Annotated in this window: 8 protein-coding genes; 3 read left to right on the top strand and 5 right to left on the bottom strand. The window is 38.2% G+C overall.

Going from position 1 to position 16,520, the window contains the following annotated elements; genetic code table 11:
• Window positions 1-65: 65 nt before the first annotated feature.
• Window positions 66-1,685 carry a sulfatase gene (locus tag AADJ06_RS12370; protein ID WP_341226773.1) on the top strand — a complete coding sequence of 540 codons (1,620 nt, stop codon included), beginning with the start codon at window positions 66-68 and terminating at the stop codon, window positions 1,683-1,685.
• Between the two features lie 296 nt (window positions 1,686-1,981).
• Window positions 1,982-2,983 carry a glycosyltransferase gene (locus AADJ06_RS12365; RefSeq protein WP_341226772.1) on the top strand — a complete coding sequence of 334 codons (1,002 nt, stop codon included), beginning with the start codon at window positions 1,982-1,984 and terminating at the stop codon, window positions 2,981-2,983.
• 24 nt (window positions 2,984-3,007) lie between these two features.
• Here the strand turns inward: AADJ06_RS12365 and AADJ06_RS12360 are convergent, their stop codons facing one another.
• The 5 genes from AADJ06_RS12360 to AADJ06_RS12340 form a co-directional block, all read right to left on the bottom strand.
• A complete protein-coding gene (locus AADJ06_RS12360) occupies window positions 3,008-3,541 on the bottom strand; it encodes an NAD(P)H-dependent oxidoreductase (protein WP_341226771.1) in 534 nt (177 codons plus the stop codon).
• A 4-nt stretch (window positions 3,542-3,545) separates the two neighbouring features.
• Window positions 3,546-3,767: a hypothetical protein gene (locus AADJ06_RS12355; protein WP_341226770.1), complete on the bottom strand. Its 222-nt coding sequence runs from the start codon at window positions 3,765-3,767 to the stop codon at window positions 3,546-3,548.
• Window position 3,768: 1 nt separating this feature from the next.
• A complete protein-coding gene (locus tag AADJ06_RS12350) occupies window positions 3,769-5,988 on the bottom strand; it encodes a SulP family inorganic anion transporter (protein ID WP_341226769.1) in 2,220 nt (739 codons plus the stop codon).
• A 44-nt stretch (window positions 5,989-6,032) separates the two neighbouring features.
• Window positions 6,033-14,579 (bottom strand): immunoglobulin domain-containing protein, encoded by an 8,547-nt coding sequence (locus AADJ06_RS12345; RefSeq protein WP_341226768.1) that lies wholly within the window; start codon window positions 14,577-14,579, stop codon window positions 6,033-6,035.
• Between the two features lie 133 nt (window positions 14,580-14,712).
• Window positions 14,713-14,850 (bottom strand): hypothetical protein, encoded by a 138-nt coding sequence (locus AADJ06_RS12340; protein WP_341226767.1) that lies wholly within the window; start codon window positions 14,848-14,850, stop codon window positions 14,713-14,715.
• A gap of 407 nt (window positions 14,851-15,257) precedes the next feature.
• On the opposite strand from AADJ06_RS12340, the gene AADJ06_RS12335 reads away from it, so the two are divergent.
• Window positions 15,258-16,442, top strand: a complete 1,185-nt coding sequence (locus AADJ06_RS12335; RefSeq protein ID WP_341226766.1) for a mechanosensitive ion channel — start codon at window positions 15,258-15,260, stop codon at window positions 16,440-16,442.
• Window positions 16,443-16,520: the final 78 nt, after the last annotated feature.

Genomic DNA, 16,520 nt, shown 5'->3' with positions numbered 1-16,520 from the left:
ACTTAACTTGTTTGCTAAAGCCCTTTTTAACAACTTTGACACTTTACTGACTCAACCATTATCAAATGAAATTCAAAAAACTAGCTCTTGCTGTATTGGCCTTTGCAGCATTCTCTTGTCAACAAGAAGAGCAAAAAAAGCCCAACATTCTGTTTATCATGTCAGACGATCACGCCTATCAGGCTATTTCGGCTTATGATAATACGCTGATAGAGACCCCGAATATTGATAGGATAGCAAACGAAGGCATGTTATTTACCAATGCATGCGTCACTAACTCTATATGTGCTCCTTCAAGAGCAGTGATTTTGACAGGAAAACACAGTCATTTGAACGGAAAAATTGACAACAATTTCCCCTTTGACACCACCCAAATGACCTTTCCGCAATTGCTTCAGCAAAATGGCTATCAAACTGCCATGTTCGGGAAACTCCACTTTGGAAATAGTCCTAAGGGTTTTGACGAATTTCAAATATTGCCCGGTCAGGGAAGGTATTACAACCCTGAGTTTATCACAAAAAAAGAAGGTAAAAAAACTATCACAGGTTATGTAACTGACATCATTACAGACTTGACTATAAATTGGTTAAAAGATGAAAGAGACCAAGAAAAGCCATTCTTCATGGCTTACCTTCATAAAGCTCCGCATAGAGAGTGGCTACCTGCAGAAAGGCACTACAAGGAGTTCACAACGAAAACTTTTAAAGAGCCTGCTACACTTTTTGATGATTACGAAGGAAGAGGCTCTGCCGCCAAAGAGGCAGAAATGAATCTACTAACGCATATGAACTGGGCGGGAGATTCTAAAATTTATCCTGACGTAATGGACGAATTAGGAATAGATGAAACCTCAACTTGGGACAAAGGTGCTTTCAAAAGAGAAGTGGGTGCTATGAACGCAGAACAAAGAGCTGCTTGGGATAAAGTATACGGGCCAATGAATGAAGAATTCAAAAAGCTTTACCCTAACATGACACAGACAGACAAAATGAAATGGCGTTACCAGCGATACATGCAGGATTATCTTGGTAGCATAGCTTCTGTAGATGAAGGGGTAGGTAAAGTTTTAGACTATCTGGAAGAAAGCGGATTGGCAGAAAACACGATTGTGATTTATACTTCTGACCAAGGCTTTTACTTAGGCGAGCATGGCTGGTTTGACAAGCGTTTTATATACAATGAATCTTTCAAAACGCCGCTTTTAGTTAAATGGCCAAACGTTATCAAGCCTGGAACTACTAATACGCAGATGGTTCAAAATTTAGATTTTGCCCAGACTATTTTAGCTGCCGCTCAAATAGAAGCTCCTTCCGATATGCAAGGCGAAAACTTAATCCCGTTATTTAAAGGTGAGACTGAAAACTTTAGAGAGGCCGTTTATTACCACTATTATGAATACCCAGCGGTACACATGGTAAAAAGGCATTATGGTATAGTGACAGAAGATTATAAGTTAATCCATTTCTACGATGATGTGGACGAATGGGAACTATACGATCGTAAGAAAGACCCACAAGAAATGAAAAGCGTCTACGATGACCCAGCTTATGCAGAAACATTAGCAAAGCTAAAATCTGACCTAGCCGACCTAAGAGTAAAATATAAAGATTCTGAAGACCTAGACAAAAAGTATATGGAGATGTATAAGAATAAGGACTTTAGGCCGAGTGGCGGTGGGAAGTAGAATATAGAATTAGGAGAGTAGAATTTATAACAGGAGGCTGTATCAAAAATGCGAGACAGCCTCCTGTTATTTTGACACCTTCTGAGAAAGTTTAGAATAAACAATTCTCTGAGCCTACTTTTTACTTTTGGAACGCCCTCTTGTTGCTTTTAGGAACAAGAGAAAAGTGTTTCCCATTAATACAAACCGCCTGACGGATATCAAGATAAAAATAGTCCAACAATTTTTTATCCCGTATCTTCATGGCACAATTCTGGCATTTCTAATAAGCACGTGCAAACTGATTAATAATTTCGATGTTTTACTCTTTCATAATTCCGGTTTTTAATAGGCCAGACGAGACACAAGAGCTTTTACAAAGTTTTGAAGCTTTGGAGACTGACATCTCTTTTGAAATTGTAATTATTGAAGATGGCTCCACTATTCCCTCAAAATCAGTAGTAGATACCTTTAAAGATAAGTTAGATATCACATACTATTCTAAGGAAAATTCTGGCCCAGGAGATTCACGAAACTTTGGGATGCGTCACGCAAAAGGCGATTATTTTATCATTTTAGACAGTGACTGCATTTTACCAAAAGAGTACTTAAACAAAGTTGATAAAAGCTTAAAGAAAGAATACGTCGACTGTTTTGGAGGGCCAGATGCCGCTAGCGAGTCTTTCACAAACCTGCAAAAGGCCATTAATTTCTCCATGACTTCTTTTATCACCACTGGAGGTATCAGAGGTAACAAGAAAAGCGTTGGGAAATTTCAACCCAGAAGTTTTAACATGGGGATATCAAAAGAAGCTTTTGAGGCTTCAAAAGGTTTTGGTACTATTCACCCTGGCGAAGATCCTGATTTATCTATCCGCCTTTGGGATTTGGGTTTTAAAACGAAGTTAATTCCCGAGGCATGGATATATCACAAACGTCGCATATCCTGGAAGAAGTTTTATACGCAAGTGAATAAATTTGGATTGGTACGTCCTATCTTAAATAAATGGCATCCGAGTACAGCAAAGGTCACTTACTGGTTTCCTACCTTATTCATGCTAGGTTTCATCACATCACTTATTCTTCTACTTCTTAACTTTAAGTGGCTCCTTATTTGCTATGCAGTGTACTTTCTGATTGCATTTATGGCGGCATTAACCTCTTCAAAGAGCCTTTCAGTCAGCATACTTTCTATAATGGCTATTGCAGTACAGTTTTCTGGCTATGGCTATGGCTTTTTAAAATCTACTATTTCGGTTGGACTATTAAACAAGGATCCAGAAAAAGAGTTTCCGAGTTTATTTTTCAAATCAAAATAATACTACTAGCCTGTAGACTTGATATTAAAGTGCCGCTTTAAACTTTTCTAATTCTGTAAATAGAGCATCTTTTAATTCAGAGTTTACTAGTCCTTCTCCTTCTTTAAAATTCTGAGAGAAAGATGGCAAAGAAAACTTTGTCACCAAATTCTTATTAGCAAAACTATAAGCATTAAAGGCAATATCTAACACCCGAGCACCACCTCTAGCTCCGGGAGATGTAGCCAACAAACAAAGTGGTTTATCATAGAAAAAGCTCTTCTCTATTCTAGAAGCCCAATCATATATATTTTTGTAAGCGGCTGAATAGGCAGCATTATGTTCTGCAAAAGAAATTAGAATACCGTCTGCAGCTTTTATATGCTCTTTAAACTTATACGCCAATGGATGAATACCATTTTCATTTTCCCTGTCAACACTAAAAATGGGCATTTCAAAGTCGTTCAAATCCAATATTTCAACTTCCACATTTTCAATCGCGTTGGCGGCATAAATGGCGAATTTCCTGTTGATAGAGGCTTTGCTACTACTTGCTCCAAAAGCTAAAACTCTTTTCATATAATTAATTATCTGAAGGTTCGCCAGCTTTTACTCCATCATAAACCGACTTTATAGAAGACATTTCCTTTATTAAAAAGCTTTGAAGTGCCTCATTAAAAGCTGGCTTTTCTTCCTCCGGAAGCTGGGCATAATATTCTTTTAACTCTTTATTAATAGCTGCCTTTTCTTCATGAGTAGATGCATTCATAGCTCTAACGTGATATTTTTTAAAGTCAAATGCCATTTTATTTTTTAATTTCTAGTTCTAATGATTGATTAATTATAGCCTCTAACCTAATACCAAAATCTACCAAAGCCTTTATTTCTGCCACTCCACTGTGCCTTTCTTTGTCCATAATTAAAAGGCCACCCTCTCCATTTGATTCTATATGGTAATAACTATTACTTTCAAAAAACAATATGAGCTCGTCGGTAAAGAACCTTCTTATACCTAATAGGTTTTCACCACGAAGCGTAAATCTTCTTGCAAAGTCTCGGAAGGTTTTAAATTTGATTTCTTTATATCCTCCTAAATAATGCATACGCTCATAAAAATCACCTTTATCGAGGGTAAATGCAGGGATAGTATTTCTGGTATTTATGCATAACATTGTAGCATGAAGTTCCTCTTCTAGAATAAATGCACCTTCTGAATACTCTACATCAAACAGCTTGAATACCTTATTTTTATCACTCGCCTTATTATAAAGATGATCTACCTGTCTTGTTCTAAAATAATTAAAATGCCTTAAAAAGAACATATGATAATCATTCTCGGTACTAAAATACCAACCCAAGCTCTCCATAAAGCTACCTATCTCTTTTTGACGTTTAGTCTGAACATCCGGAGCATTCACAAAGGGAACATATTTCAAAGCTCTTCTCAAAGCAAAAGGGTGATTAGATTCCGCACTATGTAAGTCAAGCCCTATCACCTCAAATTCTCCTCCGTTTTTATCAAATGTTTGTTCATAATCCCATAAATTCTCCATTACTGTATGATCTACAAAATTACATTCTAGTAAATCAACAACTACACGTTCGCTTGGCTTGATTCCGTCAAGTACATTTTTAAGTCTGAAAAAATTAAGGAATGTGCTAAAGTACTTTACCGTAATGTGCTGTTTACCGTCTTCTTCTAAATATTTAGAAACGTTATTATTTTTAATATTAGAAAAGAATAGTGACACACTTCTGGTCAAAATCATATGAACAACGAAAGTGGTCAAAATACCTACAGCAATACCAATTATTAAGCTAGTCAAGAGCGTAACAATCAGTGTAACAAAAAATATCAGAACCTGCTCTTTCCCTATATCTCTTATTTTCTGAATAATAGCTGGAGAAGCTAATTTATACCCTGTAAAAACTAATATGGCGGCCAATGCAGGGAACGGAATGTTCTCTAATTGGTCCTTAAAAAGCCAAATAAACAGCACCAAGAAAATAGCATGAAAGAAATTGGCACTTCTGTTAGTTGCATTATTATTAACATTAACGGAGCTTCTAGCGATTACCGTAACCACATTCAAACCTCCTAAAAAACCAGAAATAATGGTAGCCAAACCTAAAGCTCTCAAGTCTTTATTTACTTTAGACTGCCTACGCTGTGGGTCCAGTTTATCTACAGCCTTAATAGACAGCAAAGACTCTATACTTGCAATTAAAGTGATACTAATAACCGCCATTATGAAGTCCCCAGATAGCACTTTTGAGAAGTTAGGCGTAGGGAAATTTGAAAAAACATTGTCAGGAATTCTGACCAAATATTCATCGGAAATAGGATTATCCATGCCTAACTTATTGGCGTAAAAGTAGGCCACGCCCACAGAAAGAAATACAATCCACATAGGTGCAGGAATCAGCTGAAAATATCTATTCCTGATTCTGGGATAAAATACCATAATCATTAATGATAAAACTCCTGCAATAGCTGCTGGGTGTCTTGATGGGGTTTTTATCGCCTCCATTATAGACTTTGGAATAGCTGCTACAAGCTCCAAAGGTGAACCAGACGCATCTAAATTTCCAACCATAATATGAAACTGCTTAGCTAAAATAATAATACCAATGGCTGCTAACATTCCCTGAATAGCCGAAGAAGGAAAGAAATTTGACAATTTCCCTAAGTTAACAAAAGCTAAAAGTAAAATTAACGCTCCAGAAATAATGATTGCAGCTAAGGTGTACAAATAGCCTTGGTACATGTCTCCCTCACCTAAAACGGTAATGGCAGCTAAAACTGCTACCACTAAGCCATTGCCAGGTCCGGTAATAGTTACATTAGAGCCTCCCAAGATAGAGACCACTATCCCTCCTACTACAGCAGCAATTACGCCTGAAATAGGTGGGGCACCCGAAGCTAGTGCTAAACCCAAACCTAGAGGTAGAGCGATAAGCGACACTACAAGGCCTGAAAAAATATTATTGGCCAAACCTTCGCCAAAAACGTTCTTTAATGTCATAAAATCTGTTTAAAAGTTTAGGGTTTCAATGGAGTCAGAAATTTCTACCTCGCCATAACCATTTTCCATTCGCACTGGTTTCCTTTTTCCCCAAGAATCCTCAAAATATAAATGCCATGGCTTAAATCCGAATTTAATTTCAATTTTTGAGTCAATCCTTTTTCTTTAAAAAGTGTATTTGGCACTATTTGACCTTGAGAATTTATAATTTCTACCTTTTCAAAGCTTAAATTTTCGGTATATAAATCAATAGCCTGACTTGGATTGAAAGGATTCGGATAAGTCAGACAAACAGGCTCTTCATTCACATTCTCTGTCACCAAGTTATCTCCTTTATTCTCTTCAAGTGGACTGTCTGCTTCGCAACTTTCTACTTTCACCAAAATCTCTTTCAAAGGACTAATACAACCATTCTCAAAAACTGTTTCAAAAAAGTATGTCTCTTGATTCGCCACATTCTGGGCTATTGCTAACGTGTCTCCTATCTTAGTTTTCAAACTATCATTATTAAACCAAGTATAATTGTCAATCCCCTCGATATTTAAAACCGTGGATGTATCCTCTGTACAAAAGGCAAATTCATTACTCATGAGAAAAACAGAATCTGCCGGCAATACTTCCAATAAGAAAGTGTCCTTTTCACTAAAACAGCCTGAAACAGTGTCCTGATATGCATAATAATACGTAAATAAACCTGCACTGTCGGAAGGAAAATCCCCTATAAAAGAAGTATCAGCCATGTTTCCAAACCATTTATAAGACAAAGTGTCCAGAGCTGGTAAATCCAGTTTCATGTTTTGACAAAGCTCAATACTAAGTTTTTCAGGTTTGCTTGGCCGTTCCTCCTGTCTAAAGTTAAATTCGTCCGTACTTCTAGAGCAGGTTCCGCCATTTTCCGCCTCAAAAACCAACCTAATTCGGTAGTCAGAATTTGTAAAGACTGTATCTTTCAAATCATAGAAACTCATGATTCCTGTAGAGTCAAGCGTCAAAACGGTGTCTAGAGTTACCCATGACCGTTCTGGTTGTACTTGAAGTTGATATTCATTAACCTGACCTTGAATATCTAAATCATTCAAATTGAATCGCCAGTTATCATCCGTACAATAATACTGGGTATTAATGCTTCCTTTGATTTCATTAACCAGTAGATAAGCTGCATTGGAAGTTTCTACTCCGGTGGTGTCGCTCACCTTTACCCTAAACTGAGTTTTGTGCGGATTCTCAATTGAACCAATTTTTGAAACTAAGAGTGTATTTCCCGCCTCTCCTTCTATTTCCCTAAACAAAGTATCTCCTGGAATTTTCCTTTCCCATAAATACTCTAAATTTCCTAATCCTTTGCCATTAGATACAAACCTCACACTGTTCCCTTCGCAGTCCGCCTTATCTTCCAATTCCTTTTTGAAGCCCAAGGTTCCTTGGATAAAAGAGATAATTAAGGTTCTATCACTTTCACAGCCAAATTCACTGGTTTGGGAAACGTAGTGTTTGTATTCATCAATCTCGGCGTAAAAAGGATTCTCTGTTTGAAACTTTCTTCCTGTTCTGGATGTAAACCAATGTAAATTTTCGCCTTTGGCGTCAAAAAGCAACGTATCGCCTTCATTTACAAACTGCGGAGTAATGCTAGTAGGTGCTTCTGGTTTAGGATGAATAATTACCGTGTATTTAGCCTTTGGGCTTTCACATTCTTCATCCGTAATTTCTGTAAACCACCAAGTAAATTCGCCTGATTCATCAGAACTTGGCCTTGGAGCTTTTTTGAAACCTATAGCTTCCTTATTTTCATGTGTATACCATAGCTCATCATTTGGTTTCCCATTGAAAGAGAGTGTTTTTGTAGTTTTTCCTTGACAATACTCCGCTGATAAGTCTGGCGGCCTGTTTGGGTAATCACTAATTTTGAGAATCGTTTGGTCGGTATTTTCAGTACACTGAAATCCACCAGTATTAAATATTAAGCTACATCTATACTTTCTATTATCATATAATTGAATGTTTCTAATCGTCATATTGGCAGACTGTGCCCCAGAGGTTCTAAAATCATCTTGAATATCTTCCCATTTATCTGTGACCTCATTTCTAATTTGCCATTGAAACGACATAATATCCCCCGTGGTTCTTACAAAATCATATAACCTGAACTCAAAATCGGTTCCTACACAAGCATCCATATTAGGAAGCGTTCCGTCAATAACATTTGCATAAAGTACACGCTCGTAAGTTTGAATATAACTTAATGAATCGCTCATTCTACATCTGTATTCAGATAAAACAGGATTATCATTATCGCCGACTGCCGACACTCTCAAATTAGCTCTATGAGGAAATTTTATTCCCTCATCATCATCTTTTAAGTCTGTAAACACAGTTTCTCCGGGACGTCTTCGTTGCCATTGGTAATAGATATCTCCTGCTCCTATTGCCTCAACAGAGAAATAGACAGAATTCCCCTCACAGTCATATTGATCAATAGGCTGAGTTACTATTCTAAGTGGGCTATAAACGTTAGCGGTTATCGCTATCCTAGGGCTTTCACAAGTGCTATTTGACTGGCTAACAAAGTAGGTATAAGTTCCTATTTCGGTTTCCGTTGGAGCTGCATTTAAACTAGTATCAACAGTGGCAGAGGCGTACCATTTCAAATTAGTCCCAGCCGCCGAAAACGTTAACACATCTGGCTGAATGGCACTTATAGGCGTGGTATTGACCGCAGGTTCGTAACCAGGAATGGCATTAAGGTTTGCGGTAGCTGTAAATGTTCCGCAAGCACTTGTGCAGGTAGCCGTGTATGATGTAGAGGCCATAACCTCAATAGTTCTTGATAAACCCTCTCCCCCATCAGACCAAGTCAAAATACCTCCACAACTGGATGCTGTAAGCACAACAGAATTCCCTATGCAAACGGTAGAATCTGTCATATTCAAAACTACTTCCGAAGAAGGTAATACCTGCATTTCAAAAGCGTCAGAAGTAGCTTTATTGCAGTTGGTCAAATCACAATCATAAATTGCCCTGTAATAGACTGAAATAGTACTGGCTTCAGTATTTTCTAAATCTGAAATAGTATTAGTCAAAGCAGTTCCGGGTATGTCTTCCCAAAATGAAGAACCGGATGCAGAAGACTTCAAGTTTCGCTGCCAAATGGTATTACATACACCAGTTCCTCCTGAAACCGTTGCGGTAAGCATGAAACTTTGATTAGAACAAATACTGGACTCTGAGGACGTAACTATTACTGATGGGTCATCAACAATCTGAATAGTAGAAATATTGGAATAGAGTTCTGCTCCGCATTCATCTACTACTTTTCTTCTGTAACAGGTCGTTTTTTGAATGGTAGATGGATTGAAAGTCAAACCCGTTTCGTCTGGAATTAGGCTCCAAGTAGGGCTATCCGCAGAACAATTTTCTGACATTTCCCATGAGATGGTCAACACTCCCTTCCCTCCGAGTGCATCACTTTCGTTACTTATCGTGGCTGGGTTAAAACCTGCACAATTCACATCGGCATAAATACCAATACTTCCTGGATTTAACTCAGGGTACCCTTGAACATCAATGGTATTTGAAATAGGGCTGGTACACGAATTTGCGGAGCAAGTGGCTGAATAAGGAACTAAATTTGTAGGTTTCACCACTATATCAGCAGCAGTTTCGGCATTACTCCATAATATATCACCCGTACAACCCTCAACACTTAGTTTTACAGAATCTCCAAAACATATTTCCGTTTTAGTTGCCGTTATAGTTGGAGCAGCAATACCTGGCCTTACCGTAATTTCAACAGAATCCTTCGCTATCGTCCCGCAGCCAGAGATAGAGCAAGTCGCCACCAAATAACCAGAGGAAGTCGGACTTAAAACGCGTAGAGAATCTGAACTAGCATCAAACCAAGTTAAGGTTCCATGGCAGCCTTTGGCAGAAACATTGATACGCTCTCCTTCACAAATGTCATTCTTATCTGTGCTTACATTTACCACTATTAGAGGGGCAACCTGAATTTCAATAGCATCAGAAGTAGCTTTATTGCAGTTTGTCAACTCACAATCATAAATAGCTCTGTAATAGACTGAAATAGTACTGGTTTCTGTGTTTTCTAAATCTGTAATAGTATTAGTCAAAGCAGTTCCGGGTATGTCTTCCCAAAATGAAGAACCGGAAGCGGAAGATTTCAAATTTCGCTGCCAAATGGTATTACAAACACCAGTACCGCCGGATACAGCCGCGGTAAGTGTAAAACTTTGATTGGAACAAATGCTGGACTCTGAAGATGTAACTACTACCGAAGGGTCATCAACAATTTGAACAGTTGAAATATTGGTATAAAGCTCTATACCGCATTCGTCCACTACTTTTCTTCTGTAACATGTTGTTTTACTTAAAGCAGTAGGATTAAAAGTTTCACCGGAAGCACTTGGTACTATCGTCCATATAGGACTTACATCAGAGCAGTTCTCAGATGACTCCCATGAAATTGTAATTATACCTTTTCCACCTGAGGGACTTGCCTCGTTTGATATGGTAGAAGGATTAAATCCTGCACAATTCACATCAGTAGAAACTGAAATACTTCCAGGTATTAATTCTGGATAGGCCGTGATATCAATCGTATTTGAAACAGGACTAGTGCAGCCACTATCAGTACAGGTGGCTGAGTAGTTTACAGTCCCAACAGTCTTAGCTATAATTTCAGAAGTGCTTTCTCCCGAACTCCATAAAATAACTCCATTACACCCTGAGATTGATAAAGTAGCAGAATCACCAAAGCAAACCTCTGTCTTATTAGCCATAATAGTGGGAGCAGTAATTCCTGGTTTTACCGTAACAGTAAGGCTATTTGATGCAGAAACCGTGCAGTTATCTAAAGTGCAGTTTGCCGTATAAACTGTAGTTTCGGTAGGTGAAACAGAGATGCTCGCACCTTCTTGACTATCTGACCAAGTCAATGTTCCATTACAGCCGGTGGCTGTCAAAGTGGTAGTTTCACCTGAACATATTTCAGCACTTCCTGACAATGTGGTTTCTGTCACTTCCGTAACATTCAAAGTACCGCCATCTGAAGTTTCTAAGCAGGTGCCTCCTGTTTTTTCAAAAGTGATTTTGACGCGATATTCGTCATCATTCTCTGAAGAGGTCACATCATTGATAACATAGCTTGGAGAACTTCCTGTCTGCACTTGAACGAAGCTACCGCCAGAAATCCTTTTTTGCCATTCATAATTTTCGATAACACCGACCGTAGCTGGCGGATTCCATGTTACTATATCACCAACACATACATCTTGACTTGCCAAGTTCTCGGTAAAGTCATTGACATTTAAAACCACTTCATCAGACACCTTAGAACAAGTTGAAGAAGCTGCTGTCACTCTATAAGAAGTACCATGAGGATTAGTGACATTTCCTACATTGGTTAGCCTTAAATCAACATCAGACTCCCCTGCAATTATAGCCCAATTACCATCTGGTAGTTTCTTTTCCCAAGACATGGTGTAGGCTGCATCCGTTGCTGTTTTAAATGTTACCGTATTTCCATCACAATTAGTTTGACTAAGCGGCTGTGTTGTAAAAACTGGTGCAGCACCCGAGGTCACGGTTAGCGAGGTAGTGGCAGAACAACCTTTGTTATCTTGAAGTGTAATTTGATAAGCCTTAGCAGTTAAATCACTAAATACATTGGCTGTTTGAAAAGAACCTGCATCTAATTTAAACTGATAAGGCAAATTACTTGTTTGCGGAGCTAAAGAAACACTTCCGTTTCCGTCTCCAGGACAGCTTTCTGGCGTTATGGTTTCTACTATGGCAGGAGTATCATAAACCGCAATACTAACCGCTGTCCTTTCGGTTTCACATGTGGTAAGTCCGTCTGTTTGCTGTACAGCGGCATAATAAGTTTTAGCAGACAACACATTTGAAATATTAAAAATGGCAGAACTATTCAGACTTGCATTTCCAGTAGGTGAGGCGTACCATTTATAATCTGTTCCTGCGGTATTTGTGGCAGCACTAAAAGTTACACTTCCACCAGAACAGACCGTATAAGGCAAAGTCAAACCAGAGCCTGACACCGTAGGACCCTGACTTGCACCAGGTAATACTGCGGTAATTGTACTTGTTTTTGTGACTCTACAATAACCCGAAGTTACTTTGACATAATAATCTCCTGCACCAGAACCCGTGTATGTTTCACCGATTTCTCCATTAACATCAACATTGTCTTTACCCCATTGATAAGTGTAATTCCCATCTCCATTTTGACCAGCTATGGTAAAAAGCACTGTTTTATTTATTTCTCCATGAGCACAAACCGCCGAAGTACTTGATGATAAATTGGCTGTTACGGCTTCGGTAACTTTTACTTTAATGAGGGCTCTCTCACTTTCGCAGGAATTAGCATCCGTCTGTGATACATAGTAATTAATAGTGCCAGCTGTGGTGGTACTTGGCGTTGATGCTGTTGAGGATGAAATACCTCCCGTTGAACTATTTCCATACCAATTTAATTGATTACTTGCCGTTGCTGTAGCGGTCAAAGCCCCTGCAGTACTATTTAAACAATAACCCGTATCTATCACGGTGGGTGCCATTGGTAAAGCATAAACCGTTAAAGTGGCTTCAGCCGAAAGACTATCACCACAGTCCCCTTGTACTAGGCAAGTTATTTTGGCTCCACTATCGGAGGCCGAGACATCTTCCAGGGTCAAAGAGCTTGAATTTGTACCAATATTGTTTCCGTCTTTTTTCCATTGATATGTTAAAGTTCCTGAACCCGTAGCAGCTACAGAGAAGCTTACATCTGAGCCTTCACAAACAGCATCACTTATTGGCTGCGTGCTTATTTTAGTTTTGGGTTTCACCGTCAAAACTACTGCCGATGAATTTACAAAACCGCAGGTGGCCGTCACTTTACAATAATAGGTCCCTCCATTTGAAAGCGTAGCCTTGTCAATTTGGTAAGTGGCACTTTCTGCCCCTGAAATCAAATTAGAATCAAAATACCATTGGTATGAAATTGTTCCTTCCCCATCAGCCACTACAGAAAATGTATGAGATGTTCCTTCACAAATCTCTGCTGTAAGAGGCTCGGTGGTGATGCTGGTAGCTTTTTGAATGTAAAGATTGACTGGAATAATCTCTGAAAGGCATTCGGTAGTTGAGTTTTCTAAAACAAGGTTAAATGTATAGTTTCCGTTAGTAGCATTTGTGGGCAAGGCTATGGTTAAAGCAGTAGCTGAAATGGCAGCATTACTAATTGGTACAAAATCAGGCATTGAACCTGAAGACAAAGTCAAGGAATATTTATCTGCTCCTGCCGAGAGATTACTAAAAGGAATTTCAAAAGAACTAAGTCCTGGGCAGACGGGGGCAATAGTGCCTAAAGTTAAACTCGGTAAAGGGTTGACCGTAGCCAAAACCGAGTCTGGTCCTGATTTACAATTATTGGCATCTGTGATGCTTACATAATAGAATGCACTAGAGCTTAAACTCGGTGTGGCGAAAGTTTTACCTGTCCCAAGTACGGTTCCGTCTGGGGTAGCAGACCAATTCCAATCTGTTCGTGCATCTGTTACTTCTAAATTTACAACGCCACTTCCGCATACGGAGTCCGCGGCAATTCTACTTGGGCTTGCTGGTTTTGGGTTCGTTGTATAGTAGCTGCTCCTATCTCTTGAATAAGCACAAGTTCCTGCTACCAAAGAACCATTGGGCTGCATTAGGCTATTGATAAATTGAAGAGTTACTTCTACTCCTGATAAATTAGAAGGTACTTTATTGACATTGAAACTTAAGGCAGATACTTCTTCGAACTCACTTCCAGAGAAAGTATTGGTGCCATCATTGGCTGACCATTGATAAGAGTCTACTGTGCCATCGACATCACTTGTTTTCAAAAAAAAGTTAGCAAAACCATCTTCACAGAATTCTGTGGAACTGGTGGGCTGAATAGTGCCAGTACTATTAATAAAGATTGTTCCAGCCTCCGAAGTATTTTCACAGCCATTGGAATCGGTAACCTTACACCTAAATGAGTCATTCTGTTCTGCGGAATTAGCTCCATCTATCCAAAGTGCAGAGGTGTTCTCGTTTTTTATTTTTGCTGCAAAACCTGCACTAGAAAATGCTCCTCCATTATTGGACCGCTCCCATTCATAAGTATTCCCCGCCACCTCATCCACATAAAAATAAATATCTTCCCCTAAACACTGAACTTGATTCTGCGGTTGAACAGTAAAAGTGGGTCTTTGGGCAAATACTTGAAAATCATCAGAATTAGTGGTGCCGCTAGCATTTGTAAAGGTTACCCGCAGTGTTAACTCCTGGGTTACATTTACTAAATTAATGGTTATGGCTCCGCCAGATGCATTCCCTGAATAACCTCCAAAGTCTTTATAGGTATTAGACACAGTATTCTTGGTTTGAAGTTGATAGCCAGAGGCATCATTGACAATAGCTTTAATTTCGGCAGTAGAGCCGTAACAAACAAAACCTCCGTTTAAATATGGTTGGGTAGTGATTGTGGGATTTTGAGCAATTAAAAATAAAGAATTGAAGACAAACAAAACTGACAAATAGAGTTCTTTCATATATAGATAAAGGTTCGCTTATCTACAATATAAGGCTTTTCATCGAAACAATTAAGCCATAAGAGGTTTCAAAAAAAATCCAGCCGAAAAATACGACTGGATTTTAAATTAACCCTGAACTCAATTCTAATAACTATTGTCTTTTGTAATAATTTAAATTGCTCTTTTTCCCTTTAAAAAGGAGCGTTTTCCCTAAATAACCTAGTAAGGCTGGAATGATGAAAATTAGCAGCATGCGAACTAAGGTGAAAATCAACTCTGATGCACTCATGTCTTATATAGTTTAGATTCAAAAACTAAATTTCATAACTATAACGAAACAAGGCTAGGGTATTATTACCCTATTTATTACCGAATAATAAAAAACATGGTAACTCTTGCATTTCAAACATAAATTAGTGAACTTTAGACAAGTACAGTTTATAAAGTTGGTGAGTATTTAATACTCACAATTAATGGTTTGAAAGAATAACCCGATTCTATAGAGTCGGGTTATCTTTTTTATACCCAAGCTTCCATTTTTTCCTAGGTAAATACATCAACTCTTTCTGGACCCTTCCAAATTAATTTGTAATAAATGTGACTTTTTTAAAAATCACACTCTTAATAGGGAAGGCAAAACTTCTTCATAAGAAACTTATTCATAAGTATTAACCTAAATACTCAAAACTAGAAAACATGGAAAACCAACTACAAGACTTTATGAATTCGAACTTCGGTTCGCAACTATCAGGAATGATAGGCCCTGGACTTTTAAGAGCATTATCAGCCTTACTTATCTTTTTGATAACCTGGATGGTAGCCAAATTTGTATCAGGACTTATTACTAAACTTGTCAAAAAAGCTCCTTTCGATGAAAGAATGGGTGAAAAGGGAAATACCAAACCGTCAAAGCTCATTGGAAAACTGGTTCATTACCTTCTTTTAATAATGGGGTCTTTAATTGCACTGGAAATACTTGGTGTAAGCAATGTTTTGGAGCCTTTGAAAGACATGCTTTCCAAATTCATGCAATCAGTCCCTAATATTATTGGTGCTGGTGTAATTGGTATAATTGGTTATTATTTAGCTCAGTTTGTATCAGAATTAGTTTCTATGGCTGGCGACTTTATAAACAAATACTCTGAAAAGTTAAACTTGGGCAACCTAGACTTAGGTAACATCCTAAAAAAGATTGTATTCGTTATTGTATTCGTGCCTATCCTTATGGTGGCATTAGATTATCTTCAAATGACTGTAATCACCGACCCCGCTAAAGTCCTTTTCACTAACCTACTTAGTGCTATACCTAAGATTATACTAGCAGTGATCATCATGGCCGTTTTTTATATAGTCGGAAAATATGTGGTACAGCTTCTAGAAGGGATTCTTGAAAACATTGGAATTAATGAATATGCCGTAAAATACAATATGACCTCAATAACTGGTGAAAGAAAACTTAGCTCAGTTATAGGAAGCGTGGCCACTTTCATGATTCTATTGATTGGTGCTACTACTGCAGTAGGCGAATTAGAATTTGCAGCACTTACAAATATCCTAAACGAGGTTTTAGCACTAGCTTCAAAAGTCCTTTTTGGACTTCTTATTCTACTTTTAGGAAACTTTTTGGCTAATACTGCCTATAAGTTCATCAACAAATCAGACGATAACGTTTTGGTTGCCAACATAGCTAAGTATGTCATTTTAGCTTTATTTATTGCCATTTCTTTACGTCAAATGGGCATTGCTAACGAAATAATTGAATTAGCTTTTGGACTTACACTTGGAGCCATTGCCGTAGCATTTGCACTTATGTTTGGGCTTGGCGGTAGAGAAGCTGCAGGTGAGCAGGTTCGCGAATTTTTTAAGAAATTCAAGAAATAAGCAGACTTAAGTCTACAAAAAAGGAGGCTGTCTCAAAAGGGCAGTCTCTTTTTTTATGTTTAAATTTTTGTAACTTCT

The organism is uncultured Arcticibacterium sp. (assembly GCF_964021845.1).
GTDB lineage: Bacteria > Bacteroidota > Bacteroidia > Cytophagales > Spirosomataceae > Arcticibacterium.
The sequence above is the reverse complement of the archived record's forward strand: the minus strand, read 5'-3'. Positions and strand labels throughout refer to the sequence as shown.

What these genes read in the sequence shown, in the direction of transcription:
- AADJ06_RS12370 (WP_341226773.1), top strand. Translation starts at nt 66, where the DNA reads ATGAAATTCAAAAAACTAGCTCTTGCTGTATTGGCCTTTGCAGCATTC.
- AADJ06_RS12365 (WP_341226772.1), top strand. Translation starts at nt 1,982, where the DNA reads ATGTTTTACTCTTTCATAATTCCGGTTTTTAATAGGCCAGACGAGACA.
- AADJ06_RS12360 (WP_341226771.1), bottom strand. Translation starts at nt 3,541, where the DNA reads ATGAAAAGAGTTTTAGCTTTTGGAGCAAGTAGTAGCAAAGCCTCTATC.
- AADJ06_RS12355 (WP_341226770.1), bottom strand. Translation starts at nt 3,767, where the DNA reads ATGGCATTTGACTTTAAAAAATATCACGTTAGAGCTATGAATGCATCT.
- AADJ06_RS12350 (WP_341226769.1), bottom strand. Translation starts at nt 5,988, where the DNA reads ATGACATTAAAGAACGTTTTTGGCGAAGGTTTGGCCAATAATATTTTT.
- AADJ06_RS12345 (WP_341226768.1), bottom strand. Translation starts at nt 14,579, where the DNA reads ATGAAAGAACTCTATTTGTCAGTTTTGTTTGTCTTCAATTCTTTATTT.
- AADJ06_RS12340 (WP_341226767.1), bottom strand. Translation starts at nt 14,850, where the DNA reads ATGAGTGCATCAGAGTTGATTTTCACCTTAGTTCGCATGCTGCTAATT.
- AADJ06_RS12335 (WP_341226766.1), top strand. Translation starts at nt 15,258, where the DNA reads ATGGAAAACCAACTACAAGACTTTATGAATTCGAACTTCGGTTCGCAA.